At 60.8% G+C, this 26,361-nt stretch carries 26 protein-coding genes; 10 read left to right on the top strand and 16 right to left on the bottom strand.

The window, feature by feature from the left end; genetic code table 11:
* The first annotated feature begins 7 nt into the window (after positions 1-7).
* The 3 genes from MK6180000_RS11375 to MK6180000_RS11365 are packed head-to-tail and all read left to right on the top strand — an operon-like array spanning position 8 to position 3,794.
* Entirely contained in the window at positions 8-1,099 is a 1,092-nt protein-coding gene (locus MK6180000_RS11375) for a microcin C ABC transporter permease YejB (protein WP_138934843.1), read from the top strand.
* Positions 1,100-1,104: 5 nt separating this feature from the next.
* Positions 1,105-2,211, top strand: a complete 1,107-nt coding sequence (locus MK6180000_RS11370) for an ABC transporter permease (RefSeq protein ID WP_138936472.1) — start codon at positions 1,105-1,107, stop codon at positions 2,209-2,211.
* Positions 2,208-3,794 (top strand): ABC transporter ATP-binding protein, encoded by a 1,587-nt coding sequence (locus MK6180000_RS11365; RefSeq protein ID WP_138934842.1) that lies wholly within the window; start codon positions 2,208-2,210, stop codon positions 3,792-3,794. The genes MK6180000_RS11370 and MK6180000_RS11365 overlap by 4 nt, the downstream gene beginning before the upstream one ends.
* Before the next feature lie 66 nt (positions 3,795-3,860).
* Here the strand turns inward: MK6180000_RS11365 and MK6180000_RS20330 are convergent, their stop codons facing one another.
* A complete protein-coding gene (locus MK6180000_RS20330) occupies positions 3,861-4,001 on the bottom strand; it encodes a hypothetical protein (RefSeq protein ID WP_171054606.1) in 141 nt (46 codons plus the stop codon).
* A gap of 101 nt (positions 4,002-4,102) precedes the next feature.
* On the opposite strand from MK6180000_RS20330, the gene MK6180000_RS11360 reads away from it, so the two are divergent.
* The gene (locus MK6180000_RS11360; protein WP_138934841.1) at positions 4,103-4,987 is read left to right on the top strand and encodes a LysR family transcriptional regulator; all 885 of its coding nucleotides are present in this window, start codon (positions 4,103-4,105) and stop codon (positions 4,985-4,987) included.
* Between the two features lie 13 nt (positions 4,988-5,000).
* Here the strand turns inward: MK6180000_RS11360 and MK6180000_RS11355 are convergent, their stop codons facing one another.
* Together MK6180000_RS11355 and MK6180000_RS11350 are read right to left on the bottom strand one after the other, a co-directional pair.
* Positions 5,001-6,482: a D-alanyl-D-alanine carboxypeptidase family protein gene (locus tag MK6180000_RS11355; protein WP_138934840.1), complete on the bottom strand. Its 1,482-nt coding sequence runs from the start codon at positions 6,480-6,482 to the stop codon at positions 5,001-5,003.
* A gap of 238 nt (positions 6,483-6,720) precedes the next feature.
* The gene (locus tag MK6180000_RS11350; protein WP_138934839.1) at positions 6,721-7,308 is read right to left on the bottom strand and encodes a DNA-3-methyladenine glycosylase I; all 588 of its coding nucleotides are present in this window, start codon (positions 7,306-7,308) and stop codon (positions 6,721-6,723) included.
* An 88-nt stretch (positions 7,309-7,396) separates the two neighbouring features.
* Here MK6180000_RS11350 and MK6180000_RS11345 point away from each other — a divergent pair, with 88 nt between their 5' ends.
* The 3 genes from MK6180000_RS11345 (at position 7,397) to phbB (ending at position 10,459) form a co-directional block, all read left to right on the top strand.
* Positions 7,397-8,239 (top strand): EAL domain-containing protein, encoded by an 843-nt coding sequence (locus tag MK6180000_RS11345; protein WP_138934838.1) that lies wholly within the window; start codon positions 7,397-7,399, stop codon positions 8,237-8,239.
* Between the two features lie 116 nt (positions 8,240-8,355).
* A complete protein-coding gene (locus tag MK6180000_RS11340) occupies positions 8,356-9,531 on the top strand; it encodes an acetyl-CoA C-acetyltransferase (protein WP_138934837.1) in 1,176 nt (391 codons plus the stop codon).
* A gap of 205 nt (positions 9,532-9,736) precedes the next feature.
* On the top strand, positions 9,737-10,459 hold the full coding sequence (gene phbB / locus MK6180000_RS11335) for an acetoacetyl-CoA reductase (protein WP_138934836.1): 723 nt from the start codon (positions 9,737-9,739) through the stop codon (positions 10,457-10,459).
* A gap of 73 nt (positions 10,460-10,532) precedes the next feature.
* On the opposite strand, the gene MK6180000_RS11330 is transcribed toward phbB, so the two are convergent.
* Both MK6180000_RS11330 and MK6180000_RS11325 read right to left on the bottom strand, forming a co-directional pair.
* A complete protein-coding gene (locus MK6180000_RS11330; RefSeq protein WP_138934835.1) occupies positions 10,533-10,700 on the bottom strand; it encodes a YdcH family protein in 168 nt (55 codons plus the stop codon).
* Between the two features lie 132 nt (positions 10,701-10,832).
* Positions 10,833-11,054, bottom strand: a complete 222-nt coding sequence (locus tag MK6180000_RS11325) for a putative signal transducing protein (protein ID WP_138934834.1) — start codon at positions 11,052-11,054, stop codon at positions 10,833-10,835.
* Positions 11,055-11,127: 73 nt separating this feature from the next.
* On the opposite strand from MK6180000_RS11325, the gene MK6180000_RS11320 reads away from it, so the two are divergent.
* Positions 11,128-12,111 (top strand): polyprenyl synthetase family protein, encoded by a 984-nt coding sequence (locus tag MK6180000_RS11320; protein WP_138934833.1) that lies wholly within the window; start codon positions 11,128-11,130, stop codon positions 12,109-12,111.
* Between the two features lie 9 nt (positions 12,112-12,120).
* On the opposite strand, the gene MK6180000_RS11315 is transcribed toward MK6180000_RS11320, so the two are convergent.
* From MK6180000_RS11315 to MK6180000_RS11305, 3 genes are all read right to left on the bottom strand, one after another.
* The gene (locus tag MK6180000_RS11315; protein WP_138934832.1) at positions 12,121-12,993 is read right to left on the bottom strand and encodes a 4-(cytidine 5'-diphospho)-2-C-methyl-D-erythritol kinase; all 873 of its coding nucleotides are present in this window, start codon (positions 12,991-12,993) and stop codon (positions 12,121-12,123) included.
* The gene (locus MK6180000_RS11310) at positions 12,983-14,698 is read right to left on the bottom strand and encodes a tetratricopeptide repeat protein (RefSeq protein WP_246040495.1); all 1,716 of its coding nucleotides are present in this window, start codon (positions 14,696-14,698) and stop codon (positions 12,983-12,985) included. The genes MK6180000_RS11315 and MK6180000_RS11310 overlap by 11 nt, the downstream gene beginning before the upstream one ends.
* Positions 14,699-14,827: 129 nt before the next feature.
* Positions 14,828-16,477, bottom strand: coding sequence for an electron transfer flavoprotein-ubiquinone oxidoreductase (locus MK6180000_RS11305; RefSeq protein ID WP_138934830.1), 1,650 nt, complete (start codon positions 16,475-16,477; stop codon positions 14,828-14,830).
* Positions 16,478-16,735: 258 nt separating this feature from the next.
* Here MK6180000_RS11305 and greA point away from each other — a divergent pair, with 258 nt between their 5' ends.
* Positions 16,736-17,206, top strand: a complete 471-nt coding sequence (gene greA / locus MK6180000_RS11300; RefSeq protein ID WP_138934829.1) for a transcription elongation factor GreA — start codon at positions 16,736-16,738, stop codon at positions 17,204-17,206.
* Positions 17,207-17,220: 14 nt separating this feature from the next.
* Positions 17,221-18,252: a hypothetical protein gene (locus tag MK6180000_RS11295; protein WP_171054605.1), complete on the top strand. Its 1,032-nt coding sequence runs from the start codon at positions 17,221-17,223 to the stop codon at positions 18,250-18,252.
* Between the two features lie 21 nt (positions 18,253-18,273).
* Here the strand turns inward: MK6180000_RS11295 and MK6180000_RS11290 are convergent, their stop codons facing one another.
* The 8 genes from MK6180000_RS11290 to MK6180000_RS11255 form a co-directional block, all read right to left on the bottom strand.
* Complete coding sequence (locus MK6180000_RS11290) at positions 18,274-19,119, bottom strand: metal ABC transporter permease (RefSeq protein ID WP_138934828.1); 846 nt, start codon at positions 19,117-19,119, stop codon at positions 18,274-18,276.
* A complete protein-coding gene (locus tag MK6180000_RS11285; RefSeq protein ID WP_138934827.1) occupies positions 19,116-20,000 on the bottom strand; it encodes a metal ABC transporter permease in 885 nt (294 codons plus the stop codon). Before MK6180000_RS11285 ends, MK6180000_RS11290 begins: the two co-directional genes overlap by 4 nt.
* The gene (locus MK6180000_RS11280; protein WP_138934826.1) at positions 19,997-20,911 is read right to left on the bottom strand and encodes a manganese/iron ABC transporter ATP-binding protein; all 915 of its coding nucleotides are present in this window, start codon (positions 20,909-20,911) and stop codon (positions 19,997-19,999) included. The genes MK6180000_RS11285 and MK6180000_RS11280 overlap by 4 nt, the downstream gene beginning before the upstream one ends.
* A 57-nt stretch (positions 20,912-20,968) precedes the next feature.
* Positions 20,969-21,874: a metal ABC transporter substrate-binding protein gene (locus tag MK6180000_RS11275; protein ID WP_138934825.1), complete on the bottom strand. Its 906-nt coding sequence runs from the start codon at positions 21,872-21,874 to the stop codon at positions 20,969-20,971.
* A gap of 134 nt (positions 21,875-22,008) precedes the next feature.
* The gene (locus MK6180000_RS11270) at positions 22,009-22,836 is read right to left on the bottom strand and encodes an HTD2 family dehydratase (protein ID WP_138934824.1); all 828 of its coding nucleotides are present in this window, start codon (positions 22,834-22,836) and stop codon (positions 22,009-22,011) included.
* Positions 22,833-24,131 (bottom strand): MmgE/PrpD family protein, encoded by a 1,299-nt coding sequence (locus MK6180000_RS11265; RefSeq protein ID WP_138934823.1) that lies wholly within the window; start codon positions 24,129-24,131, stop codon positions 22,833-22,835. The genes MK6180000_RS11270 and MK6180000_RS11265 overlap by 4 nt, the downstream gene beginning before the upstream one ends.
* Positions 24,128-25,300 (bottom strand): acyl-CoA dehydrogenase family protein, encoded by a 1,173-nt coding sequence (locus tag MK6180000_RS11260; RefSeq protein WP_138934822.1) that lies wholly within the window; start codon positions 25,298-25,300, stop codon positions 24,128-24,130. The genes MK6180000_RS11265 and MK6180000_RS11260 overlap by 4 nt, the downstream gene beginning before the upstream one ends.
* 92 nt (positions 25,301-25,392) lie before the next feature.
* Complete coding sequence (locus tag MK6180000_RS11255; protein WP_138934821.1) at positions 25,393-26,328, bottom strand: LysR family transcriptional regulator; 936 nt, start codon at positions 26,326-26,328, stop codon at positions 25,393-25,395.
* Between the last annotated feature and the right edge of the window lie 33 nt (positions 26,329-26,361).

Here is a 26,361-nt window from a genome sequence, read left to right as displayed (position 1 = left end):
CGCCGATATGGGGGCCTACATCCTGCGGCGGCTATTGCTGATCATCCCTACGCTGGTCGGGATCATGATTATCAACTTTGCCCTCGTACAGTTCGTGCCGGGTGGCCCGGTCGAACAAGCCATTGCCAATATGCAGGGTAAGGGCGACGTCTTTGACAGCTTTGCCGGAGGCGCGGGCGACGCGGGCGCCGAGCTGGGCGCGGGGGGCGCTGACAGCAAATACGTCGGCGCGCGTGGCCTGCCCCCTGAGATGATCAAGGAACTGGAGGAGCAATTCGGCCTCGACAAACCCCCATTGGAGCGGTTTGCCCTGATGATGTGGAACTACTTGCATTTTGATTTTGGCGAGAGCTATTTTCGCAAGATCAACGTGACGGATCTGGTGCTGGAAAAGATGCCGGTGTCGATCTCGCTGGGTCTGTGGTCGACATTGATAGCCTATCTGATCTCGATCCCGCTAGGCGTGACCAAGGCGGTGCGCGACGGTAGCAGCTTTGACACATGGACCAGCGGCATCATCATCGTAGCCTATGCAATTCCAGCGTTCTTGTTTGCGATCATGCTGCTCGTGCTGTTCGCGGGCGGCAGCTATTGGAAGATATTTCCATTACGCGGCCTGACCTCGGACGAGTTTGAGACGTATAGTCTGGTCGGCAAGGCGCTGGATTACCTTTGGCACATCGCGCTGCCGGTGCTGGCCAGCACCATCGCCGCCTTCGCTACGCTGACGCTTTTGACGAAAAACAGCTTTCTGGATGAGGTGAAGAAGCAATATGTGATGACCGCCCGCGCCAAGGGGCTGAGCGAAAAGCGCGTCCTTTATGGCCACGTGTTCCGCAATGCGATGTTGATCGTGATTGCAGGGTTTCCCACGGTATTCATCGGTATCTTCTTTGGCGGATCGGTGTTGATCGAGACGATATTCTCACTGGACGGGCTTGGCCGTCTAGGCTTTGAGGCCGCTGTTGGTCGCGACTATCCGGTAATGTTCGGCACGTTGTTTTTGTTTGGTCTGATCGGGCTCGTGGTGAATATCTTTAGCGACTTGATGTATGTGCTTGTCGATCCGCGCATCGATTTTGAGAAGCGGGAAGGGTAATGCCGTTGCGACTTTCCCCGCTCAACCAGCGCCGGTGGCGCAATTTTCGGCGTAATCGGCGCGCGTTCTGGTCGCTCATCCTGTTTGCGATCGTGTTCGGCCTAAGCCTTTGCGCCGAGTTTTTGGCGAATGACAAACCGATCTTGGTGCAGTACCGGGGCGAGTTTTATGCGCCGATCTTTAATTTTTATCCCGAAACTGAATTCGGCGGAGATTTCAAAACCGAGGCGGTTTACCGCGATCCGGAGGTGCGCTGCCTAATTGCGTCAGGCGGGCTGGACATTTGCTTTGACGATCCCGAAGGGGTGATCAATGACGCCGCCGACGGCGTGGTCGAAGGCGAGCAGATCGCACGCGGCTGGGCCATCTGGCCGCCAATTCCTTACAGCTATGATACGCCTGTTGACCGGCCCGGCGCGGCGCCGCTGCCGCCCAATGCGCAAAACCTTCTGGGCACCGACAATACCAAGCGGGACGTGCTGGCGCGGGTGATTTACGGCTTTCGCCTGTCCGTGCTGTTTACGTTGATCGTCACGACGCTGGCCTCAGTGGTCGGCGTCGCAGCGGGGGCCGTGCAGGGATATTTCGGCGGCTGGCTGGACCTGACCTTTCAGCGCTTTATCGAGATTTGGGCTGCCACACCGCAGTTATATGTCATCATAATTCTATTCGCGATATTGCCGAGGGGGTTCTGGTTGCTGGTCGCGATCACCGTCCTCTTTGGCTGGATGGCACTAGTGGGCGTTGTGCGGGCCGAGTTCCTGCGCGCGCGCAACCTGGAATACGTGCGCGCGGCCAAGGCGCTGGGCGTCAGCAACGCGCGGATCATGTTCCGGCACATGCTGCCCAATGCGATGGTTGCAACGCTGACCATGCTGCCTTTTGTAATTACCGGTACGATTAGCCTGCTGGCCGGACTGGACTTCTTAGGCTTTGGCCTGCCGTCCTCGTCGCCCAGCTTGGGCGAGCTGACATTGCAGGCCAAGCAGAACCTACAGGCGCCGTGGCTGGCATTCACCGCGTTCTTTGCTTTTGCGATCATGCTCTCGCTGCTGGTCTTTATCTTTGAGGGCGTGCGCGATGCGTTCGACCCCAGAAAGACGTTTCAATGAGCCTGCTGGAAGTCGAGAACCTGACCATTTCCTTTCGCCAAGATGGGGAGACGGTGCGCTGCGTGCATGGCGTCAGCTTTACTGTCGACCGGGGCGAGACTGTCGCGCTGGTGGGCGAGAGCGGGTCAGGCAAGTCTGTAACGGCGCTGAGCACGGTGTCGCTGCTGGGCGATTCGGCCGAAGTGGCCGGCAGCGTGCGCTATGATGGCCAAGAGATGATTGGCGCGCCGGGGCGATTGCTGCGCAAAGTGCGCGGCAACGACATCAGCTTTATCTTTCAGGAGCCGATGACATCATTGAACCCGCTGCACACGCTGGAAAGACAGGTGGCCGAGTCGCTGGCGCTACACCAAGGCCTCACCGGGTCTGCGGCGCGCGCGCGCATTATCGAGCTGCTAAACGAAGTGGGTGTTCGCGACGCAGAGAGCCGTCTGGGCGCCTATCCGCACCAGCTATCTGGCGGGCAACGGCAACGCGTGATGATCGCCATGGCACTGGCAAACGAGCCCGACATCCTGATCGCGGACGAGCCGACGACAGCGCTGGACGTGACCATACAGGCGCAGATCCTGGACCTGCTGGCTGAACTGAAGAGTCGCGATATGGGGATGCTCTTTATCACCCACGACCTGACCATTGTGCGGCGCATCGCAGATAAGGTCTGCGTGATGAAGGACGGGATGATCGTCGAGACGGGCACCACCGCCGAGGTATTCGACAATCCGCAGCACGAATACACGCGCAAACTGCTGGGCGCGCAGGCTGCCGGGCGGCCAGAGCCGGTGCCAGACGGCGCGCCAATAGTCGCCCAGACCGAGAATTTGCGCGTTTGGTTTCCCATCCAGAAGGGATTTATGAAAAAGACGGTCGGGTATGTGAAGGCCGTCAATGACGCCACCCTGTCGGTCCGCGCGGGCGAGACGCTGGGCATCGTGGGCGAGAGCGGATCAGGTAAGACGACGCTGGCGATGGCGATCATGCGGCTGATCGGGTCGGACGGGCGCATCACGTTTATGGGCGAGGACGTGAATAGCTGGTCGACACGCCAGTTGCGCCGCCGCCGCGCCGACATGCAGATCGTATTTCAGGACCCCTATGGCAGCCTGTCACCGCGTATGACCTGCGCCGAGATTATCGCCGAGGGGCTGGGCGTGCACGGCAATCCGGGCGGGCGGCCAGTGCGCGAACTGGTTGCCGAGGTGATGGACGAGGTGGAGCTTCCTCAAGGCTCGATGGATCGCTATCCGCACGAATTTTCGGGCGGGCAGCGGCAGCGTATCGCCATCGCGCGCGCCATGATCCTACGCCCCAAGTTGCTGGTGCTGGACGAGCCTACGAGTGCGCTGGACATGACTGTGCAGGTGCAGATTGTTGATCTGCTGCGCCGTTTGCAGGTGAAATATGGGTTGGCTTATCTCTTTATCAGTCACGACCTCGCGGTCGTGCGCGCGATGAGCCACAAGATCATGGTGATGAAGCAGGGCGACGTGATCGAGGCGGGTAGTGCTGCGGATCTGTTCGAACGGCCCCAAACCGAATATGCGCAGGCGTTGCTTCGGGCCGCATCCCTACCTGCGGGATAGCGGATCAGCCTTGCCGGAACATTGGCCCGCGCGCACCCTGGCAGGGCGGCGCGGGCCTATTTTGTTTCAATCGCGACGGCGCGCTGTTAGGTGCGCTTCGATTTCGGCCTCGCGGCGCGAGTCAAAGCGGGTGCGGCGACCTTGATGGCCCTTTGCCTCGGGCTGGCGGGCGGCTGTCATGAAAGATTTTGCAAATATATTTAGCATTGTGTTCTCCTCCCTTGGGCTGATGATGTCCTATACAGATGCGCCTTTGCGTGCCAAACTGCGAGTCTGAAAGAATTCGGATATGTAAGGTAGTCTAACATATGGATTGGCGCACGCTTCCTCCGCTCACCGCTTTGCGCGCCTTTGCGGCGCTGGCGCAGACAGGTTCGGCCAGCGAGGCTGGGACGGCGCTGAACGTTAGCCATGCCGCAATTAGCCAACAGATCAAGGCGCTGGAGGCGCATATGGGCCTCGGCCTTGTGCGGCGCGAGGGCAGGGGCCTTGCCCTGACGCCCGAGGGTCAGCAGCTTGCCGAGGCGCTGGACGAGGGCTTTGGCCTGATCGCGCAAAGGGTGTCAGCATTGACGGGCGCTGATGCGCAGCGGCCCTTACAGATATCGACGACACCGCAGTTTGCCGCAGCGTGGCTAATGCCGCGCCTGCGTGATTTTCAACTTCATCATCCCGGCATCGACCTGATGGTGCACCCCTCGCCGCAGCGCGCTGATCCGGTGGCAGGGGGCGTGGACGTTGCCATCCGCTTTGGTCTGGGCACGTGGGACGGGCTGGAGGCCGAGCTGCTGGTGCCGACCGATATCGTGGTGACGGCGGCGCCTTCACTGGTCGGCGACCGCGAGTTTACCTCGCGCGATGAACTGCTGGAATATCCGTGGCTGATGGAGCTGGACCAAAGCCCAACGTCGGATTGGATGTTCCGCGCGGGGCTGGACGTGCCGCGCGGTACATCGGTAACGCAAGTGCCGGGCAATCTGATGCTGGACGGCGCGCGTGCAGGGCATGGCATTGCCGTCATGACCAGCTCTTCGGTCGAGGCAGATGTAGCGGCAGGGCGGCTGCGCATCCTATTCTGCGATGCGGGCGAGACGGGATATTTCATCGTGACGCGGCCGGGCGTCATGCGCCCGCAGGCCAAGGCATTTCTGCGCTGGTTGCGCGGACAGACAGGCGCTTCCCTGCGCGCTTAGATCGCTGCGTGCATCAGCCCGGTTCGATCATAAAGCAAGTGAATTGGCGCGACTGAAGGCGGCGGCAGGCCAGATCAGCCGTCTCGCGTGTGAGCCCCATGAAATTGGCGTCGAACCCGTTTGAGCGCTTGATGACCTTGCGCAGAGATCCGTCCAGCGTGCTCATTTCGCTCAGCGCTGTTTGTAACAACGTCTTGCGCGCGGCATATTCGCTGGGGTAGCGGCCCACGTTGACGCCCCAGTTGCGTCCACCCGAGGTGGAAAGGCGCGTGATGACTTCCTGCTCAGGGCTGTCCGTCTCAACCTGAAGGCTGGCGAGGGTAAGGCCCTCAGGGCGGCGCACTGGGCGAGGGATATCAGGTTCGGCTTCTGCTGCTATGACTGCGGTCGGTGCGGCAACCTGGACGGCGTCTGGCATGGGCGCTGCAGCCACATCGGCCTGCTGCGCGGCAAGTAGCGCCTTTTCTATATCGCCGCTTGCTGCAATCAGGACCGGCTGGGCGGGCAGGGGGCGCGACTGAGGACGCAGGCTGCTTTTGACGGCGGCGGCAGTGGCTAGGCGAACGGTTTTGCCGGCCACCCCTTGCTCTTCGACGTCGCCAGAGGTCACCACTCGGGTGCCGCCGGGTCCGGCGTAGCGCGGCTTGGACGGTCTATTGACCGCAACGCGCGTTGGCGCTTTTTTGAAGCCCAGATCCAGCAATTCGGCTACCCGCGCATTGCGCGTTGCGGTCGACCGGCCGCCAAATACCGTGGCGATTACGCGCTCGCCGCCATGCTCGGCGCTGGCGACCAGATTAAAGCCGGCCGCGCGAGTGTAGCCCGTTTTGATGCCGTCGGCGCCCTTGTAGGCACGCAGCAGCTTGCGATTCGTGTGATAGACCTTGCGCACGCCCGCATCGGCGGTAATGCGCGAAAAGAGGTTATAGTATTCAGGAAAGTCATAGAACAGGTGGCGACCCAACTGCGTCATATCGCTTGCGGTCGACAAGTGGCCCTCTTCGGTCAGTCCATGCGCATTCTTGAAAGTGGTACGCGACATGCCCAATGCCTGCGCAGTGCGGTTCATCCTGCGGGCAAACGCTGCCTCGCTACCCTCCAGCGCCTCACCGATGGCAGTAGCGGCATCGTTGGCCGATTTCACGGCGGCGGCGCGGATCAGATAGCGCAGCTTGATACGTTGGCCCGACTTCAGCCCCAATTTGCTGGGCGGCTCGTTCGCGGCATTGCGCGAAATGACGACCTCGTCGTCTAAACCGATCTCGCCATGCTCGATCGCCTCGAACGCGATGTAGAGTGTCATCATCTTAGTCAGGGAGGCGGGGTGCAGGCGCGCATCCGCATTCTCGGAATGAAGCACCTTGCCCGATCTGGCGTCAACCACCATCGCCGCATAAGGCGCAGCCGCCGCACTAAGCGGGACTACGATTAGCATCCAGAGCGCTGCGAACGCCCACAGGCCCAACCGAATCGGCTGTCTGTTCCGAGTTTTCATGGAACTACTCTTTTTTACTGCCTCACGCCGCCGATTTGCTCGACTGACTTTAATTATTAGTTTTAACGTAACACATGATCTGTTTTGAATAAAGCCTTCAATTCAATGGAATTTATGATGCCCGGCGGGATACCGCGTCCATATCTAGGGGCTAGTCGCGGCGTGCCCACAAGACCGGCCAATGTGGCAAGAATGTGTCACTGTTGGGTCGTCGGTTTTATCTTTCTCAGGGGGGGACTCAGGCGCGGCTGGGTTGCGTCGCCAAGGCAGCTACGACTTTGTGGCGCGGGCATGTGATGACGTGATCGTTGACCAGCCCGCACGCCTCCATAAATGCATAGACGATGGTCGGACCGCAAAACTTGAAGCCGCGTTGCTTGAGGTCCTTTGAGACCTTCGCCGAGAGGGCGGTATGGGGTGGCACGTCCGTCTGAGTGGCAAACTGGTTTTGCAGAGGGGCGCCGTCCACATAATTCCATAAAAACGTATCGAACCCCATATCGTCCTCGATCCGGCGCCACGCACGGGCGCCTGCGATCGTCGCCTCGATCTTGCCCCGGTGGCGAATAATGCCGGGATCCGCCAGCAGGCGATTCACGTCATCCTCGCCCCACTCAGCGATGATGTCCGGGTCAAACCCGGCGAAAGCGGCGCGAAAATTATCTCGCCTTTTCAATATGGTAATCCAGCTGAGGCCAGCCTGAAATCCGTCTAGGATCAGCTTCTCCCACAGGGCGCGACTGTCCCATTCAGGCACGCCCCATTCCGAGTCGTGATAGTCTATATAAATCTGCTCGGGCCCGGCCCAGGCGCACCGCTCACACATATGCGCAATCCTTGGTATCTAATTTTCGGTCTTAAACCTTCCTTAGGCCATAGGGCGCAATTTGGGCAGACTTAAATCGGAGCGAGCTATGCCGGATCATCGCAGAGGTAAGTGGGCTGACGTGCCTGCTGGCCATCACGACCCATTATCGTACGCCATTTCCACACGGGAACAGTCAACCATCACGATGGTCGAGGATGCCGTACGGCACAAACAGATCATGCTGGCCTATCAACCCGTCGTGCCTGCCGGACACTCAAAACACGTCGCCTTTTACGAGGGCTTAATCCGGGTGTTGGATGAGACGGGCCGCATAATACCGGCCAAGGAATTTATTGACGCTATTGAGACGACCGAGACAGGACGCGTCGTCGATTGCCTCGCGCTAGAGAAGGGGCTGCGCACCCTAGCGAGGCATAGTGAATTGCGCCTGTCGATCAATATGTCGGCCCGCTCCATCGGCTATAGTCGGTGGCTCCGCACGCTCAAACAAGGGCTGAACGCCGATCCGACGGTGGGCGAGCGCCTGATACTAGAGATTACTGAAAGCTCGGCAATGCTGGTGCCTGAACTGGTGACTGGCTTTATGTCTGAGGTATCCAGCCGCGGTGTTAGCTTTGCCCTTGATGATTTTGGGGCGGGCTTCACCTCGCTCAGATATCTCAAGGATTTCTACTTCGATATTCTCAAAATCGACGGCCAGTTCATTCGCGGCATTGCGCAGGATGCTGACAATCAGGTGTTGACGACTGCGCTGGCCACCATCGGCCGCCAGTTTGATATGGTCACAGTCGCCGAAAGTGTCGAGCGTGCGGATGATGCGGCCTACCTCACCGCCATCGGCATCGATTGCCTGCAAGGCTATTTTTATGGTGCCCCCACGGTCAAGCCTGACTGGCTAAACGCAGATTCGCGCCGCGCGTCGGCCTAACAGCGCCTGTGGCGCACTATCGCGCCGGTTGTCGCAGTGCGGCACATGGGATATGAAATCTGCTAGGGGCGGCCCTATCTCGGTCTGCCCACCATGATCCTGGTGGAGGAAATCCTATGACCAAAGTCGTTATCGCATCTGCCGCGCGCACAGCTGTCGGCTCTTTTAACGGGGTGTTTGCCAACACCCCTGCGCATGATTTGGGCGCCGCAGTGCTGGAGGCCGTCGTCGAACGCGCTGGCATCGACAAGGGCGAAGTGTCCGAGACGATCCTAGGACAGGTCCTGACCGCCGCGCAGGGCCAGAACCCGGCGCGCCAGGCGCATATTAATGCAGGTCTTCCCAAGGAAAGCGCCGCATGGAGCCTCAATCAGGTCTGCGGCTCTGGCTTGCGGGCCGTTGCACTGGGTGCGCAGCACATCATGCTGGGCGACGCGTCCATCATCTGTGCGGGCGGTCAGGAAAACATGACACTCAGCCCCCATGCCGCCAATCTGCGCGCAGGTCAAAAGATGGGCGACCTCACGATGATCGACACGATGATTCGCGACGGTCTGTGGGACGCGTTCAACGGCTATCACATGGGCCAAACCGCTGAAAACGTCGCAGAGCAGTGGAGCATCACGCGAGAGATGCAGGACGAGTTCGCCCTTGCCAGCCAGAACAAGGCCGAGGCGGCACAAAAGGCGGGCAGGTTTGATGACGAAATCATCCCCTTTACTGTCAAGTCCCGCAAGAGCGAGACAATCGTCGACAAGGACGAGTACATCCGCCACGGCGCGGTGATCGAGGCCATGCAAAAGATGCGCCCGGCCTTTGCCAAGGACGGTAGTGTGACGGCAGCGAATGCCAGCGGTATCAACGACGGCGCCGCTGCGACCCTCTTGATGAGCGCGGCTGACGCAGAAAAGCGCGGGATCGAGCCGCTTGCGCGCATCGCGGGCTACGCAACCGCTGGCCTTGATCCATCAATCATGGGCGTCGGACCAATCTACGCTAGCCGTAAGGCACTGGAAAAGGCGGGTTGGACCGTCGATGATCTAGACCTTATTGAAGCAAACGAAGCGTTTGCAGCACAAGCCTGCGCGGTTAACAAGGAAATGGGTTGGGACCCCGCCATCGTCAACGTTAACGGCGGCGCCATTGCGATCGGCCACCCCATTGGGGCCTCCGGCTGCCGCGTCCTGAACACGCTGCTCTTCGAAATGAAACGCCGTGGCGCCAAAAAGGGCCTCGCGACCTTGTGCATTGGTGGCGGCATGGGCGTCGCCCTTTGCGTCGAGCGGGACTAACGCGCGATCTAATGAGAAAAGTAGTAAAGGGCGCCTTACGAGGCGCCCTTTTTCGTGGGCCTTCAGCTTGAAACCGCTGCCTGTTATACTGTCTTGTGGGGAATCCGCTGCGCAATATTATTGCGCATTGACACTCTCTTAGCTAACGGACTTACTGGTATTACACCCAGATTGCAGATCGGAACTTAGGGAAGGACTTTTCACCATGGCAAGAACGGCACTCGTGACCGGTGGCACGCGCGGTATCGGCGCAGCAATTTCAAAACAGCTTAAGGAGGATGGCTGCAATGTCGCAGCCACCTATGCGGGCAACGACGAAGCAGCCAAGAAATTTACAGATGAGACAGGCATTGCCACCTACAAGTGGAACGTTGCTGACTATGATGAAAGTGCCGCAGGCATCGCCCGCGTCGAGGCCGATCTGGGTCCGATCGACATAGTGGTCGCCAATGCTGGCATCACCCGCGACGCGCCTTTTCACAAAATGACGCCCGAGCAATGGCATCAGGTCGTCGACACCAATCTGACCGGCGTTTTCAACACCGTCCATCCTGTCTGGCCAGGCATGCGCGAGCGCAAGTTTGGCCGCGTGATCGTGATCAGTTCGATCAACGGACAGAAGGGCCAGTTCGCGCAGGTAAACTATGCTGCGACTAAGGCTGGCGATCTGGGTATCGTCAAGTCGTTGGCGCAAGAGGGCGCGCGCGCTGGGATTACAGCGAACGCCGTGTGCCCCGGGTATATCGCGACCGAAATGGTGATGGCAGTGCCGGAAAAAGTGCGCGAGTCGATCATCGGCCAGATTCCCGCAGGCCGCCTAGGCGAGCCAGAGGAGATCGCGCGCTGCGTCTCGTTCCTGGCCGCTGATGGGTCGGGTTTTGTCAACGGATCAACGATCTCGGCGAATGGCGGGCAATTCTTCGTCTGATATACTCTAGGCGCCAAAGAAAAAGGGTCGGTGCGTGTTGCACCGGCCCTTTGCAATTCTGGAAAAACCTCTGTTAGACACCGGTGAGGCGGGCAATTTCCTCTTTCAGGCGCAATTTTTGCTTTTTCATTTCCGCAACATCAAGTGTGCTAACGCCGGGCGCACGTTGTGCCCGATCTACCTTGGTCGACAGATCCTGATGTTTCTTCTTCAGTTCCTCGATATGCGAACCCAGACTCATGAAGCGCTCCTTTTGTTGGCGTGTAAAACTAACATAGGGATTGCAGCACATAATTATCAGTCTGTCACGCCGCAGGCGCAGCATAGCGGCGGAAATATGCAAAGATTTATAACGACCGCGCAACAAAGCGCCTTATGCGCCCTCATTGACCTCAATACCGTTGTCACGAAGGGCACGCGCGGCTTCGTCCCAGTCGTCCTGATGCACCAACAGGCGGCGCGGGAAAATGCCGATGCCGCCCTCAAGAACGCTCATGTTTACGTCCATTTCGAAGCAGTCTATACCCTCGCCCTGAAGCAGGGCCTGAGCGAAGGCGATTGTTGCCATGTTATTGGTGCGCATCAGCTGTTTCATATGTCTGATCTAGGCGCGCAGGACGCCGTTGTCGAGCGGCGCGCAGGTAAATGGGGTTGGTGTGGACCAAAGTATGAGCAAGCCGCTTGATCGGCTGACCGCCCGTTTCGAGGCCAAATTAGTCGCCGTGGGCGATCTGATCCGGACGCGCATGGAATCGCGTCATGCGCCGCGTATACCCGAAGTCACCGCGCATCTGGTCGGTGCAGGGGGCAAGCGGTTACGCCCGATGCTAACGCTGGCAGCGGCGGATTTATGCGGCTACCGCGGCGTCGATGACGAAAAGCTGGCTGCCACGGTCGAATTCATCCACACCGCAACGCTGCTGCATGATGATGTCGTTGATGAAAGCAGCCAACGCCGGGGCCGTGCGACGGCAAATCTGCTATGGGACAATAAATCCAGCATTCTGGTTGGTGATTACCTATTTTCCCGTTCTTTTCAGTTGATGGTTGAGACGGGCAGTCTGCGCGTGCTGGATATCCTTGCCAATGCGTCGGCAACCATCGCCGAGGGCGAGGTGCTACAATTGACCGCTGCGCGTGATCTGGCCACGACCGAGGATACCTATCTTCAGGTGGTGCGGGGTAAGACGGCGGCGCTATTCGCGGCGGCAACAGAAGTGGGCGGGGTGATAGCGGGCGCGCCGGAGCATCAGGTGCTCGCGCTGCACGCTTATGGGGATGCGCTGGGTATCGCGTTTCAGATCGCCGACGATTTGCTGGACTTTCAAGGCGATGCAGCGGCGACGGGAAAAAATGTCGGCGACGATTTTCGCGAGCGCAAGTTGACGCTGCCGATTATCAAGGCAATTGCCGTTGGGGGCGCCGCTGATCACGATTTCTGGCGCCGGACTATTGAGCAGGGCGATCAGAAGGATGGCGATCTGGACCGCGCGATTGCGCTGATGCAGTCTCACGGCGCGCTGGATGCAGCCCGCAGTGATGCGCGGGAATGGGCCACAAAGGCGATCAGGTCACTGGACGCGCTGCCAGATCATCCGGTGCGCGCCACTTTCGCGGAGCTGGCCGACTACGTCATATCGCGGGTCGCCTGAGAACCGCGCCTAAGCGGTGTTGAGGCACGCCGCTGCGACCCACCAGCCGGGATGGCTTTCTTGCAGCCGGCCCGCCGCAGATGCAGCTGTTTCAGCGTCAGCATAGAGGCCAAAGCACGTCCCGCCCGAACCGGACATGCGCGTAAGCAGGCAACCCGGCGTGACCTCAAGCGTCTTAAAAATTTGCTTGATCGCAGGCTCTGACGCCATGGCAGGCGTGTGCAGATCGTTGCGCTGCTCTTGCAGCCACGCGATCAACTCGGATGCGTCGCAGCCTGTGGGCAGCGTCTCGGGCATCGGTGGGTTGTCACGCTTGGCCAAATGCCGGAACACTTCTGAGGTACTAACCGGCAGGTTCGGATTGACCAGAACAGCATGCAACTGCGGCAAACCCGGAGCCGCGATGACATGATCGCCGATGCCCGTCATACGCGCGGCGCCTAGATCCGCTGCGCAGCAGACCCGCGCGTCGGCGCCAAGGGGCAGCACGTCATCGGGAATTGGCTTGCCCGTCAGCTTGGACAACGCGCGCAAGGTCGCCGCCGCGTCGGAGGAGCCGCCACCGATGCCTGCTGCAATCGGCAGCCGTTTATCTAGCGTGATATGCGCGGTCACACCCATCAGTTTCGCGGCGCGGATGACCAGATTGTCGTCGCCCGGCGGGGTTTTGTCGGCCATGGGCCCGGTCAGTTCCAGCACCGTGCGATCCGCGCGGCGCACGGTCAGGCTGTCACCGATGTCTGCGAACATCACAAGCGAGTCGATCTGGTGATAGCCATCCTCGCGCTGGCCGGTGACGTGCAGGGTCAGATTGACCTTGGCGGGCGCAAATACCTCTGCTGTGTCATCGTCATGGCCGGGTAGAGTGTGTTCATCCTTCATCTTTACTCACTTTCAGTGGCTCTGCGCCTTCGCTCTCCAGCACCTTCGCCAGCCCTAATTCCAGCTTTTGGCGGATACGATCCGGGTCAACGTCAGGCGTCGGTTTTTCGGGATCAATCAGCGATAGCGCGCGGCGCCATTGAAAGCGCGCCTCTGTGGTGCGGCCCACGGCCCACATTGCGTCGCCCAAGTGATCGTTTACGACCGGATCAACGGCATAAAGCTCTGCTGCGCGCTCCAGCGTCACGACCGCCTCTTGGTAGCGCCCGAGGCGAAATTGCGCCCAGCCAAGGCTGTCAACGATCGCGCCGCTGTTTGGCTCGGCCTCGACGGCGCGTTCGATCATCTCCAGCGCCTCGTCAAGTTTCTCATGTTGTTCGACCAGAGAATACCCCAAGTAATTTAACACCATGGGCTCATCTGGGTTTAGCTCAAGCGCGCGGCGAAAGTCGGCCTCGGCTTCGGGCCATTGGCCCAAGCGTTCGTGACTAATCGCGCGCGAGTAATAGACGAACCACGGCTCGTCTCCGCCCCGCTCTTGGTAGATGGCGAGGGCTGCGTCATAGGCGATGACGGCCTTGGCGAACTCCTCGTTCTGGCGATAGAGATCGCCGGCAGACGCGTGGACCAGCGCGACGCCGGGGTGCGTCTCGCGTAGCTTCGCAACCACCTCAATTGCGCCCTCCAGATTGCCAGAGCTGCGCAGCGCTTCGGCGCGGCCCAACTCGGCGGTATAATAGGCAGGGGCGTCCTGCGGTACGCGCGAATAAGCCTGATCGGCCAGCTCATAACGCCCAAGCTGCTCCAGCAATTCGCCAGTCATTATCTGGGCATCAACGTCTGTTTTATCCAGAAATTCAGCCATCCGGCTATAAAGCAGCACATAATCGGCACTGGTATCTTGCAACAGGGCCATGCCCAGCGACAAAAACACCTCGCCTATGCCTTGGCGCGGCGTCTCGATCCGGCCCAGCTCCAGCGCGTCGCCAGCTACCAGCCGTGCGCGCAAGTCCACGATTTGCGGATCGGGGTCGGTGCCGAACGTGTCGTCCAGCACCTTCAGTGCGTCTTCGCTGCGCTCTAGCTGGCTGAGCACTTCGATCCAGGCAATGACGCTGCGGCGTGTCGTCTGCATCGGGCCGTCGGTGTCGCCTGAATAAATCTTGTCCGCGCTCTCAAAATCGCCGACCGAGGCCAGCGCGAGCGCCTTGTGATAGATGGCGAGACCGCGCAATCCCGGCTCGGCTGCGATAGCGTCAAAGCGCTTTAGCGCGGCGGCCATGTCGCCCTTGCCCAGCGTGGCCCATGCGCCGATCAGGCCATCGGCGAGCGGCCCGACGCCATGCTCGGCCTCGATCCGCGCGAGGACGGCGTCATAGTCGGCCTGCATCACGTCATCGCCTACCAGAACCATCTGAGCCACTTGGCTGCGAATATCTGCTTCGTCCATGCGGCGGGCGATCGGTAGGGCGCGGTCCACCTCGCCAGTCGCCAGAAGCGCGCCAACCGCGCTCTCCATCAGCAGGGGGTTGCCAGCATCAACGCGCAGCGCCTCAATCGCGTATTTGGCAGCGGCAGCGTAGTCGCTGTCGTATCGCGCCTGCCGCGTGGCCAGATAAGCGCCTGCCGCCTCCTGCGCGGGGGCAGGGGTGGCAAAGTATGTGGGGGCCGTTAGGGCCAAAATGGTCAGAAATCTAAATGTCACGCGCGGCGGCCCCTGCTTTGATATCTTGTGCCTCATCCTCCGCAACGTAATGCGGCAAGGGACCAAGGGCAATGCGGGCCGGCGCCTAAGCGCCGGCCCGCCAATGACGTTCCCGTGTGCAGGATGCGGCTACATGTTGGGATAGTTCGGCCCGTCGCCGCCCTGCGGCGTCGTCCAGTTGATATTTTGCGACGGGTCTTTGATGTCGCAGGTCTTGCAATGCACGCAGTTCTGGAAATTGATCTGGAAGCGCGGCGGCTTGCCGTCCTCCTCGATAAACTCGTAAACGCCTGCCGGGCAATACCGCGCCGAAGGGCCGGCGTATTTAGGCAGGTTCACGTCCACCGGTATGCTGGGATCCTTCAGCTTTAGATGCGCGGGCTGGTTCTCCTCGTGATTGGTCATCGAGAAACTGACATTCGTCAGCCGGTCAAAGCTCAGCTTGCCATCGGGCTTGGGGTATTCGAGTTTCTTGTGCTTTTCTGCCAGCTCGGTCGCCTCGGCGTCGGTCTTGCCATGCTTTAGCGTGCCTAGCAGGGAGAAGCCGAAGCTGTTGGTCCACATATCCATACCGCCCAAAACCAGCGACGCGGTCAGGCCATGCTTGGACCACAGCGGCTTGACGTTGCGGACTTTTTTCAGATCCTTGCCGATGTCGCCAGTTCGCACAGCAGCCTCATAGTCCGGCAGTTCGTCGCCGCTGCGACCTGCGGAAATGGCGGCATGCGCGGCCTCGGCGGCGGCTATACCCGACAGCATTGCGTTATGGTTGCCTTTAATGCGGGGCACGTTGACCATCCCGACTGAGCATCCTAGCAGCGCGACACCGGGCGCGACCATCTTGGGCATCGATTGATAGCCGCCCTCGCTGATTGCGCGGGCGCCGTACGCCACGCGCTTGCCGCCCTTTAGCAGTTCGGCGACCATCGGATGATGCTTGAACCGTTGGAATTCCATGTAGGGATAGAGGTAGGGATTTTTGTAGTTCAGATGAACCACAAAGCCGACATAGACCTGATTGTTATCAAGGTGATAGATGAATGATCCGCCGCCCGCATTTTTACCCAGAGGCCAGCCCATCGTGTGCGTCACGCTGCCGGGTTTATGCTTTTCTGGGTCAATCTCCCAGATTTCCTTCATGCCTAGGCCGAATTTCTGCGGCTCATGGCCAGCGGATAGGTCAAACTTTTGCATGACCTCTTTGGCCAGCGACCCGCGCACGCCCTCCCCGAGAAAAACGTATTTGCCGTGCAGTTCCATCCCCGGCTCGTAGTTCGGCCCTTCTGTGCCGTCCGGATTGCGGCCAAACTCGCCCGCGACAACGCCCTTGATGCCGCCATCCGCGCTATAGACCAGCTCTGAACAGGCCATGCCGGGAAAGACTTCGACGCCCAGTTCCTCGGCCTGCTCGGCCATCCAGCGACAGACGTTGCCCATCGAGACGATATAGTTGCCGTGATTGCTCATCAGCTTTGGCATAGGAAAGTTCGGAATTCTGACCTGCCCGCCTTCGCCCAGCAGATAGAACTTGTCGTCAGTCACCGGCACGGTGATTGGCGCGCCCTTGGCCTTCCAGTCGGGGATAAGACGGTTCAGGCCCATAGGGTCCAGAACTGCGCCCGACAGGATATGCGCGCCCACTTCGCTACCTTTTTCCAGCACAACGACCTGAAGATCGGCGTCCAGTTGCTTGAGCCGGATTGCAGCGGATAGACCGGCAGGGCCTGCGCCGACGATCACCACATCGTATTCCATCGTCTCGCGTGCAGTCTCGGGCATCCAAATATCCTTCGCTTCGTGCCCCGGTGGGACAACTTAGTTGCGCACGTCATTAGCGCGCCGCGCCGGGGTGCGTCAATTCAAACACGGCGCAGACGCAGGTGCAAAACGGCATTTTGCCGCGTCACAGGCATGATTGCGCGCGCAAGGCCAATGGCCTATTGCAAAGCCGCGCGCGGTCGGGTCAACCTCGTGCGATCAAAAAGGCACGGATGCGGCGAGGTCGGCAAGGGCCGGCTCGCGGATTTGGGAGATACGATGGAAAAGATACCGATGACGCGCGCGGGCAATGACGCGCTAAATGCCGAGCTGAAGCATCTGAAATCGGTAGAGCGCCCGGCCATCATCCGTGCGATCGCGGAGGCACGCGAGCATGGCGATCTGTCCGAGAATGCCGAGTATCACTCCGCCCGCGAAAAGCACAGCTTCATTGAGGGCCGCGTCAAGGAGCTGGAAGGCACGCTAGGCCGGGCCGAGGTGATCGACCCCAAGAAGCTGTCCGGCTCTATCAAGTTCGGCGCGACTGTCACGCTGGTTGATGAAGATACGGAAGAGGAAAAGACTTGGCAGATTGTGGGCGAGCATGAAGCGAGCGTCGAAAAAGGCTTGCTGAATATCAAGTCGCCCATCGCCCGCGCCCTGATCGGCAAAGAAGAAGGCGACAGCGTCGAAGTACGCACGCCTGGCGGCGACCGCGCCTACGAAGTGATCAAGATCGCATATACCTGAAAAGGCACATCTCGATGCCCCCCTCTAAAAAAGCGCCTTATAAGACTGTCGCTGGCAAGGCCGCCGGTAATGCGAATTCCAGCGCCAACTTGTCGCCGCCCGAGATTGCAGCGCTGGTGTTGTCGGCGGTGTGGCTGGTGCTGGCGGCTCTGGTCTTTGCCGTCTTTGGATTTGGCGGGGCAGACGGTGCGCTGGGGTTTTTAGTCGTCGCGCTGGTCATTTTTCTGCCGGTCGCGATGATCTGGGTCGCGGCCACTGCGGCCCGAACTGCCCGCATCATGCGCGAAGAGAGCGCGCGTCTGCATTCCGCGATCGACGCGATCCGGCAGGCCTATGTCAAGCAAAGCTTGGTCGCCACAGCGCCGGGGGGCGGACAGACTTCGGTGACGCAGAAGCTGGACGAAATTGCGGCGTCACAGCGCAAGACGCAAACGACGCTGGCGACCTTTTCGTCCAGTCGCCCGCTGCCGTCCGTGCTGCCCCCGCGCAAGATAGCGATAGCCGCCGCGCCCGTGCAGGGCGATGACGGGCAGGCCCCACTTCCGCTGGGAACAACAGCCGAGGAAATGCACCCGCCGCTGGAGCGCGCTGATTTCATTCGTGCGCTGAATTTCCCGGAAACTGCCGAGGACAAGGCAGGCTTTGCCGCGCTGCGTCGCGCGCTCAAGGATCGTCCTACCGCGCAGTTGATTCAGGCCGCGCAGGACGTGCTGACCCTGCTTAGCCAAGACGGCATCTACATGGACGATCTGCGCCCCGACATGGCCCGGCCAGAGATCTGGCGCAGCTTTGCGGGCGGCGCGCGCGGCCGCGCCATTGCGGCGCTGGGGGGCATTCGGGATCGGTCATCGCTGGCACTGGCAGCCGCGCGGATGAAGAGCGATCCCATCTTTCGCGACGCGGCGCACCATTTCCTGCGGCGGTTCGATCAAATGTTCAGCACCTTCGCTGACGATGCCAGCGATAGTGACATCTCGGACTTGTCAGACACACGTACCGCGCGGGCGTTTATGCTACTGGGGCGGGTCGCGGGCACGTTCGATTAAAAGGTCGGCTGCGGTGAGGCTTCAGACCTCCTGCGCTGCCATTTTCGACGTGCGGCGCGTCACGTATAGGCGGCGCAAGAACGCGAGGATAAAGATCGCCGTCAGGATCAGCACGATCGTCGCAGCGGGGGCCGAATCGAGGTAAAAGCTGGCATAGGTGCCGCCCACCATCGAGGCGGCGCAGACGAGCACCGACACCCAAAGCATCCGGCCAAAGCTGCGCACCACAAGGAACGCAATCGCGCCCGGCGTCACCAGCAATGCCACAGCTAGAATAAGCCCGACCGAGCTGAGTGTCGCCACGATGGTCAGCGACAGCGCTGCCAGAAGGCCGTAATGCAGCAGGTTCGTGCGCAGCCCAGATGCCTGCGCCTGCGCCGGATCAAACGCGTGCAGCAACAGATCACGCCATTTCAGAACCAGAAGGGACGTGACGGCCAGCGCAATCAGGCCCGAGGTCCACAGATCGGTAGCCCCGACACCCAGCATATTACCGAAAAGGACATGATCCAGATGCTCGTTCGTGGTGATCGATGTGTACATGATGATACCCACCCCGAACATGCCAGAGAAGACGACGCCCATCACGGTATCCTGTTTTACCCGGCTGTTATGTGACAGATACCCCGTCGCCAGCGCGCAGGTCATGCCGGCGGCAAATGCCCCTACGATCAGCGGCAAGCCCAATATCCACGCCAGCACGATGCCCGGCAGGGTCGCATGACTAACCGCATCACCCATCAGCGCCCAGCCCTTGAGCACCAAAAAGCATGAGAGCAGCGCTGTTGGCGGCGCAACCAGTAGCGCGATCCAGAAGGCGTTCTGCATGAAGGGAAACTGGAATGGCAACAGAAGCGTGTCGATCATAGCCGGGCCTCCTGAGACTGCTGGCGCGCGTCAGTCAGGGCCGCTGCAGCCTTGCGCCGGGCGGCGAGCATACCGTGCTTGGGCGCGAAAAAGAATGCGGCAAGGAAGATGGCCGTCTGCAGCGCCACGATGATGCCCCCCGTCGCCCCGTCGAGGAAAAAGCTGGCATAAGCCCCGACAAAGCTGGTGATCGTGCCGATCAGGACCGAAACCACGATCAGCCGCGGAAACCTGTCGCAAAGCAGGTAGGCGGTGGCGCCGGGTGTCACCACCAGCGCGATGACCAGAAATGCGCCGACGGTCATCATCGCGGCAACAATCGCCGCTGATAGCAGCGCAAAGAAGACGCCCTTGAGCAGGTCGGGCCGCAAGCCAATGGTGCGTGCGTGGTTTTCATCAAAAAAGACGACCATCAGATCCTTCCACTTCGCCACCAGTACCGCGAGGCTGACAAAGCCGATGATCGCCAATTGCAGCGTATCCTCGGGCGTGATGGCCAGAATGTTGCCCATGATGATGGTCTGGATGCTGACGGACATAGGCGACAGCGACACCATGAAGAGGCCAAGACCAAAGAATGAGGTGAAAATGATGCCGATAATCACATCGATTTTCAGCCCTGACCGGCCCGACAATAGCAGCATCGCCGCCGCTGCCAGGCCGCCCGACAGGAACGCCCCCAACGCGAATGGGAGGCCCAGCATGTAGGCGCCCGCGACGCCAGGCACGACCGAATGGCTCAGCGCGTCACCGATCAGAGACCAGCCCTTGAGCATGAGATAGCACGACAGAAACGCGCAGACGCCGCCCGTAAGGGCCGATACCCACATCGCGTTGAACATGTAGCTGTAGGCGAAGGGCTGTAGCAGCGTGTCGATCATTCCGCGTCATCCGCCTTGGCCGGTTTCGGCTTTTTGCGCCGTTCGCCGTAATGCACAAATGGCCGCTCGTCATCGGTGATGATGCGCAGCTCGCGTGGGTCGTCGTCGTCGTGCAACTCGTCCCCGCCAAGGGTGAAGTGGCGCAGCACGCCGCCGAACGCGTCCTCTAGGTTTTCGCGGGTGAACGTCTCTTCTGTCGGCCCGTAGGCCAGCACTGTGCCCTTGACCAGCACCGTGCGGTCGCAAAATTCGGGAACCGAGCCGAGGTTGTGGGTGGATACCAGCATCACGCGGCCCTCATCTCGCAATTCGCGCAGAAGGGCGACGATCTGTTCTTCGGTCTTGACGTCAACGCCGGTGAATGGCTCGTCCAGCAGGATGACTTGGCCATCTTGGGCGAGGCTGCGGGCGAGGAATACGCGCTTGCGCTGGCCGCCGGATAACTCGCCGATCTGGCGGTTGCGAAAGTCGCTCATCCCAACGCGAGACAGCGCCAATTCGACAGCGGCATGATCAGCAGCGCGGGCGCGCCGCAAAAAACCCATGTGCCCGTAGCGGCCCATCATGACCACGTCCTCAACCAGCACAGGAAAGGCCCAGTCGACCTCTTCCGATTGGGGCACATAGGCCACCAGATTGGCGGCCAGCGCCTCCTTGACCGACCTGCCCAGCAGGCGAATTTCGCCGCTGGCCGCAGGGACAAATCCCATGATCGCCTTGAACAGCGTTGATTTACCGGCTCCGTTGACGCCAACAAGCGCGGTGATGGTGCCGCGCGGTATTTCAAACGTGGCGTTGCGTAACGCGGTGTGGCCATTGCGATAGGTGACGGTCACGTCCTCGGCCATGATGCCGCCCGCAGCGCCTGTTTCGCTGGTGTCGTGGGTCTTGGGCATTGTCTGGTCCAGCATCTGGCGCATCCTTATCTCAAATTGGTCTTCAGGCGCGATGCCTGCGGCGGACTTGTTTCAGTTTGTACCCGGCGCCAGCGCGCCTGCGATCGTTTCGGCGTCGACGCGCAGCAGGTCCAGGTAGGTTGGAACAGGGCCGTCTGGGCCGCTCAGGCTGTCGACATAAAGCTCGCCCGCGTATCTAGCGCCCGTTTCTCGCGCCACCTGCTTGGCGGGATCGGTGTTGACCGTGCTTTCGCAAAAGACGACGGGAATGGCATTGTCGCGCACGCCGTCAATGACGCTGCGCACCTGTTGCGGCGTGCCGACCTGATCGGCGTTCATCGGCCACAGGTACAATTCCTTCATGCCGAAATCGCGGGCCAGATAACTGAACGCGCCCTCGCAAGTCACCAGCCAGCGGTCCTTCTCGGGAATTTTGGCAATGCGGTCACGCAGGGGCTGAACCGCCTCGGTAATCTGCTGCTTATAGGCCTCTGCGTTGGCAAAATAGGTGTCTGCGTTATCGGGGTCATGCTCAGCGAAGGCGGCCGCGATATTGTCGATGTAGATTAGCGCGTTATCCAAGCCCATCCATGCGTGGGGGTTCGCCTTGCCCTCATACGATCCGGACGAGATCGAGATGGCGTCGATGCCGTCCGTCAACGTGGCCGAAGGGATCTCGCCCAGATTGCTGAGGAACTGCTCAAACCACAGTTCGAGGTTGAGACCGTTGTAGAGGATCAGATCGGCCCCCGACGCGCGCACGATGTCCTGCGGTGTTGGCTGATAGCCGTGAATTTCGGCGCCCGGCTTGGTGATTGAGACGACTTCGGCGGCGTCGCCGGCGACATTCTGGGCCATGTCCTGCAGAATGGTAAAGGTGGTCACCACTTTCATCGGGCCATCCGCTGCGATGGCAGGGGCACAGAGCGCGGTGGTCAGTGCCAGTGCGGCGGCGGATGTGCGCAGAAGTCGGGTCATGTGCAGCCTCATTTACGGTTGATGGTGAGGTACTGTAAATGCGAAGCACTCGCAAGTTTCAACCTTAAATGATAATCATTCGCAAAAATAATGCGGAAGTATGTCTGAAATTGAGATCCGCCTTGCGGTCCGGCCTATGCAGGCTGCGCGCTGGCTTGCATCGTGACCGCGTTGTCACGGGTTCGCCGCACGCGCAGATCGGCGCCATCCGGTGTCACCCAGGCCTCAACCCGCACATCATCACCGCAAATCAGCGGGGCCAGACCGCGATAATCGAATCGCGCTGGCGCCGTGCCAAAGAGGGTAGAAGCGAGGTTTTGCATCCAGATCGCCTGAAGCGGGCCGTGCACAACTAGGCCGCCGTAGCCTTCAACCTCGCGCGCATAAGGCGCGTCATAGTGAATGCGGTGGCCGTTGAAGGTAAGGGCCGAATAGCGAAAGAGCAGGGTAGTGCTGGTGGTTATATCCCACCCTTCGGCATCCGGCCAAGGCTCCGCCAGTGGGACGGTTGGCGCAGGTGCGCCCGGCGCGGGATCGGCGCGATAGACGATATCTTGCCGCTCGTTTATGCGCGTCTGGCCATGGACGCTGTAGATGTGACGCACAGTGACAAAGCCCAGCGGGCCACTGCGCCCGGTTTTCGACGTGACGTCCTCAATGGTTGAGGTGCGCGTGACGATATCGCAGGGGCAAAGCGGCGCGGTGCGATTGATCTGGCCGCCTGCCCACATGCGCCGGGGCAGCGGTAGATCCGGCAGAAACAGGCCGGTGCGCGGATGCCCGTCGCGCCCCAGAAGATCCGGCGCGCAGATATCGGGCGCGAGGCAAAACTCGACGCCCGGTGGCACCTCCAGCGGTGCCAGCGTACCGTCAAGTGTCGCGCGGTATTCTGCCAGCAGGCGGGGGGCGATCACATCCTCGCGGGTGATGCAGCGCCCGATCCAGTCGGAAGGACCGCTCATGCGGCTGGCTCCAGCAAGGCACCAAGGGCGTTCGCGTCCATGCCATCAAGCGACGCCAAACGATCGCAGAGCGCGCTGCCCGGCGGCCCGAGCAAGGCCTCTGCTTTGGTACGTAAACTACGCTCCAGCGTGCCCAGCGAGATGGGCGCCGCGAGGTCATGGAAGAAGGGCAGGGTACGGCCATCCGATAAGATAATCTCGCCCGCCGCCTGCATATCGGTGATGTTCGCGTCGCCCGTGACGGTGATGCGGGCAGCGAATTCGGCCAGCTGCGGATCAGAGGACAGCGCGTCCGTATAGGTCCGGTCGCTGCCGGTGGCATCGCCGCGCAGCGACATGCCGGCCAACCACGTGTAGCTGAACTTGATCTCCAGCCCAGTGCGCGGCGTCTTGATATCGCAGACTGTCAGCCAGCGGGGATTGGTGCGCAGGCGGATCTGGGTCACGTCTGCTAGGCGTGCGCCCGCGTCCTTCAGCGCCTCAATCATCGCGTGAGTGCCGTGGCAGCAGGCGTGTAACTTGTATTTCATATCGTCCAACAGCCATGCGCCGGAGGGCATGGCCAAGGCATTGCCCGGCGCATCGGTATGCGTGGCGATATAGCCGTTGGGTCCCAGCAGGCCGTCATCGGGTGCGGTCATACCGGCGAGCGCCAGCTGCGCACACTCCACCCCGGCGGCGGCGGCAACGCCTGCGTTATAGGGCTTGCCCATCGTCCCGAACTGGCAGCGCAGGCCGGTTGCACGGGTGGCACAGAGGCCAATGGCGGCGCGCATCTGGTGCGGGTTCAATCCAAGCAGGCGCCCCGCAGCGATCGTTGCGCCAAAGGCGCCGGCGGTGGCCGTCTGGTGAAACCCGCGCTCGTAATGCGCGCGGCCCAGCAGCAGGCCGATGCGTATCGCAGCCTCGCCGCCAATGGCAAAGGCGGCGCAGACGTCTGCGGCGCTGGCGCCCGCCGTCTCGCCCACGGCCAAGGCGGCGGGATAGATACCGACTGACAGATGCCCGACATGGGCGAAATGCGTGTCGTCATAATCCAGTGCGTGGCTGGTGGTGCCGTTGATCAGCGCAGCCATCCGGGCAGGTGCGCGCGGCCCGCCAAAGACGCTGGATTGCGGCGCGCCGCCCTCAGAGGCTGCCATGGCGCGCAGGATACCAGCCACAGGTTCGGCCACGCCCGCGCGGCCGCATATCATCCAATCCAGCAATGATAGGCGTGCAATACCCATCGTCTGCGCGGGGATGTCCCTCGCGGGCAGCGCTGCCAGATCAAGAAGGGGTGCGATGCCGCTCATACGCCGTAGGACTTTGGCAGGCCCAGCACCTTTTCGGCGATAAAGCACAGGATAAGGTTTGTCGAAATTGGCGCCACTTGATACAGGCGCGCCTCGCGAAACTTGCGCTCCACGTCGTATTCCTCGGCAAAGCCGAAGCCGCCATGCGTCTGAAGACACGCCTCTGCTGCCTCCCAACTGGCATCGGCGGCCAGCATCTTGGCGGTGTTCGCCTCCACCCCGGGATTGTCGCCGGAATCGTACATCGCAGCGGCGCGGTATACGATCGCCTCGGCGGCCATCATGTGCGCGTGAGCGCGCGCCAGCGGGAATTGCACACCCTGATTGGCGCCGATTGGCTTGCCGAATACGACACGCTCGCGCGCATAATCCGAGCCCTTTTTAAGGAACCACTTGGCGTCGCCAATGCACTCGGCGGCGATCAAGATACGCTCGGAATTCATGCCGGACAGAATATAGCGAAACCCCATTCCCTCCTCGCCAATGAGGGCGGAGGCAGGGATGCGGGCGTTTTCAAAGAATATCTCGGTCGTGGCATGATTTATCATCGTCCGGATGGGCCTGATTTCGACACCGTTGCCCACCAATTCTCGCAGGTCGATCAAGAACACCGACAGGCCATCGGTCTTTGATTTTGCCTGATCGCGCGGGGTAGTGCGGGCCAAGAGGATCATCAGATCGGAATGCTCCGCGCGTGAAATCCAAATCTTTTGCCCATTTATCACATAGTCGTCGCCGTCCCGCTTGGCCGTTGTTTTCAGCGCCAATGTGTCGGTGCCGCTGGTCGGCTCGGTCACGCCGAAGGCCTGCAAGCGCAACGAGCCGTCTGCGATACCGGGCAAATACGCCTGTTTCTGCGCGTCGCTGCCGTGGCGCAGGACGGTTCCCATCGTGTACATCTGCGCGTGGCAGGCTGCCGCGTTGCAGCCATTACGGTGGATTTCCTCTAGGATGACGGCGCCGGCGGTCAGGCTAAGGCCCAGACCGCCATATTCCTCGGGGATCATCGCGCCGAGGTATCCCTCGCGAATCAATGCCTGCACGAACTCTGCCGGATACGCGCGGCGTGCGTCCAAATCGCGCCAGTATTCGCCAGGATACTCGGCACAGACCGATGCCACGCCCGCGCGGACGTCCTCATACTCTGCGGTGGGGTGAAAGGATGCCATGGTGTCGCCTCGCGTTTCGGGATCAGCTTATATGTGCAGCAACGCGGCGCTTCGGGCCAATAGTCATGGCGTCTGGCGGCTATTGGGCTGCGCTATGCCTCAAGCTCGCCCTCCCAGATGCCGCGCTTAACCAGATCGCGCGCAACGTCCAGCGTGACCTGTGCAATGGCGTGGCACGACCGGCTGCTTTTGCGGGCGGGATTGGTGGCCAGGTAGACGGGGCGCACCATGTCGGGATCGGTGATCGGCGCCTTGACCAGATCACCGCGCGCGACGAAATCATGGACCGCTGCTGGGGCAAAGATCGTGTAGCCTGATCCGCGCGCCACCAGCTCCTTGATCTGGGTCATCGCGTCCATTTCGATCGTCACGTTTAGCTGCACACCGCGCGGCTGGGCGTAGTCTTCGATGGTTTTGCGCAGGCCGTGCGGGCCGCTGGGCAGGATCAGCTCAACCTTTTGCAGATCGCGCAGGCGAACCGGCGCGCCCGGCGGCGTATCCAGCGGCCACGCGTCGGGAGCGGAGAAGAAGAATAACCGCTCGTTCAGGACGTGCGTGGTGCGGAAATGGTCGGCCTTTTGCAGGTCATAAATAAAGCCGATATCGACGGTGCCGTCATCGATCCACGTTTTGATATACCCGCTCATCGCCTCGATGGCGCGCAAGCGCAGGTCCGGGAACTCGACGCGCACTGTTTCGGCTAGCGGCACCGACATGACCATAGAGACCGACGGCGGCATGCCAAAACTGACCTTGCCGCGAAGCGCGCCACTGGCGTCGCGCATCTCGTCCAGACAATTCTCGAACGCGGCGCAGACGGTTCGCGCGTGACGCAAAAACAGTGTGCCATCATCGGTCAGAACGGTGCCGCGCGGACTACGCTCGACCAGACGCACGCCCAGTTCCTCCTCCATCCGCACGACATTCTGTGACAAGGAGGGTTGCGCCACGCCCAGAATAGCCGCCGCCGCCGATAGCGACGGCGCCTCGGCGATGGCAATGAAGTAGCGCATTTGGCGGATATCCATAGGCGGAACCTTTGCAAAAGCGGTATCAGCTAG

The organism is Roseovarius arcticus (genome assembly GCF_006125015.1).
GTDB lineage: Bacteria > Pseudomonadota > Alphaproteobacteria > Rhodobacterales > Rhodobacteraceae > Roseovarius > Roseovarius arcticus.
The sequence above is the reverse complement of the archived record's forward strand: the minus strand, read 5'-3'. Positions and strand labels throughout refer to the sequence as shown.

Excerpts from the sequence above, each read along its gene's own strand:
- MK6180000_RS11375 (WP_138934843.1), top strand. The coding sequence starts at position 8 with ATGGGGGCCTACATCCTGCGGCGGCTATTGCTGATCATCCCTACGCTG.
- MK6180000_RS11365 (WP_138934842.1), top strand. The coding sequence starts at position 2,208 with ATGAGCCTGCTGGAAGTCGAGAACCTGACCATTTCCTTTCGCCAAGAT.
- MK6180000_RS20330 (WP_171054606.1), bottom strand. The coding sequence starts at position 4,001 with ATGCTAAATATATTTGCAAAATCTTTCATGACAGCCGCCCGCCAGCCC.
- MK6180000_RS11360 (WP_138934841.1), top strand. The coding sequence starts at position 4,103 with ATGGATTGGCGCACGCTTCCTCCGCTCACCGCTTTGCGCGCCTTTGCG.
- MK6180000_RS11355 (WP_138934840.1), bottom strand. The coding sequence starts at position 6,482 with ATGAAAACTCGGAACAGACAGCCGATTCGGTTGGGCCTGTGGGCGTTC.
- MK6180000_RS11350 (WP_138934839.1), bottom strand. The coding sequence starts at position 7,308 with ATGTGTGAGCGGTGCGCCTGGGCCGGGCCCGAGCAGATTTATATAGAC.
- MK6180000_RS11345 (WP_138934838.1), top strand. The coding sequence starts at position 7,397 with ATGCCGGATCATCGCAGAGGTAAGTGGGCTGACGTGCCTGCTGGCCAT.
- MK6180000_RS11340 (WP_138934837.1), top strand. The coding sequence starts at position 8,356 with ATGACCAAAGTCGTTATCGCATCTGCCGCGCGCACAGCTGTCGGCTCT.
- phbB (WP_138934836.1), top strand. The coding sequence starts at position 9,737 with ATGGCAAGAACGGCACTCGTGACCGGTGGCACGCGCGGTATCGGCGCA.
- MK6180000_RS11330 (WP_138934835.1), bottom strand. The coding sequence starts at position 10,700 with ATGAGTCTGGGTTCGCATATCGAGGAACTGAAGAAGAAACATCAGGAT.
- MK6180000_RS11325 (WP_138934834.1), bottom strand. The coding sequence starts at position 11,054 with ATGAAACAGCTGATGCGCACCAATAACATGGCAACAATCGCCTTCGCT.
- MK6180000_RS11320 (WP_138934833.1), top strand. The coding sequence starts at position 11,128 with ATGAGCAAGCCGCTTGATCGGCTGACCGCCCGTTTCGAGGCCAAATTA.
- MK6180000_RS11315 (WP_138934832.1), bottom strand. The coding sequence starts at position 12,993 with ATGAAGGATGAACACACTCTACCCGGCCATGACGATGACACAGCAGAG.
- MK6180000_RS11305 (WP_138934830.1), bottom strand. The coding sequence starts at position 16,477 with ATGCCCGAGACTGCACGCGAGACGATGGAATACGATGTGGTGATCGTC.
- greA (WP_138934829.1), top strand. The coding sequence starts at position 16,736 with ATGGAAAAGATACCGATGACGCGCGCGGGCAATGACGCGCTAAATGCC.
- MK6180000_RS11295 (WP_171054605.1), top strand. The coding sequence starts at position 17,221 with ATGCCCCCCTCTAAAAAAGCGCCTTATAAGACTGTCGCTGGCAAGGCC.
- MK6180000_RS11290 (WP_138934828.1), bottom strand. The coding sequence starts at position 19,119 with ATGATCGACACGCTTCTGTTGCCATTCCAGTTTCCCTTCATGCAGAAC.
- MK6180000_RS11285 (WP_138934827.1), bottom strand. The coding sequence starts at position 20,000 with ATGATCGACACGCTGCTACAGCCCTTCGCCTACAGCTACATGTTCAAC.
- MK6180000_RS11280 (WP_138934826.1), bottom strand. The coding sequence starts at position 20,911 with ATGCTGGACCAGACAATGCCCAAGACCCACGACACCAGCGAAACAGGC.
- MK6180000_RS11275 (WP_138934825.1), bottom strand. The coding sequence starts at position 21,874 with ATGACCCGACTTCTGCGCACATCCGCCGCCGCACTGGCACTGACCACC.
- MK6180000_RS11270 (WP_138934824.1), bottom strand. The coding sequence starts at position 22,836 with ATGAGCGGTCCTTCCGACTGGATCGGGCGCTGCATCACCCGCGAGGAT.
- MK6180000_RS11265 (WP_138934823.1), bottom strand. The coding sequence starts at position 24,131 with ATGAGCGGCATCGCACCCCTTCTTGATCTGGCAGCGCTGCCCGCGAGG.
- MK6180000_RS11260 (WP_138934822.1), bottom strand. The coding sequence starts at position 25,300 with ATGGCATCCTTTCACCCCACCGCAGAGTATGAGGACGTCCGCGCGGGC.
- MK6180000_RS11255 (WP_138934821.1), bottom strand. The coding sequence starts at position 26,328 with ATGGATATCCGCCAAATGCGCTACTTCATTGCCATCGCCGAGGCGCCG.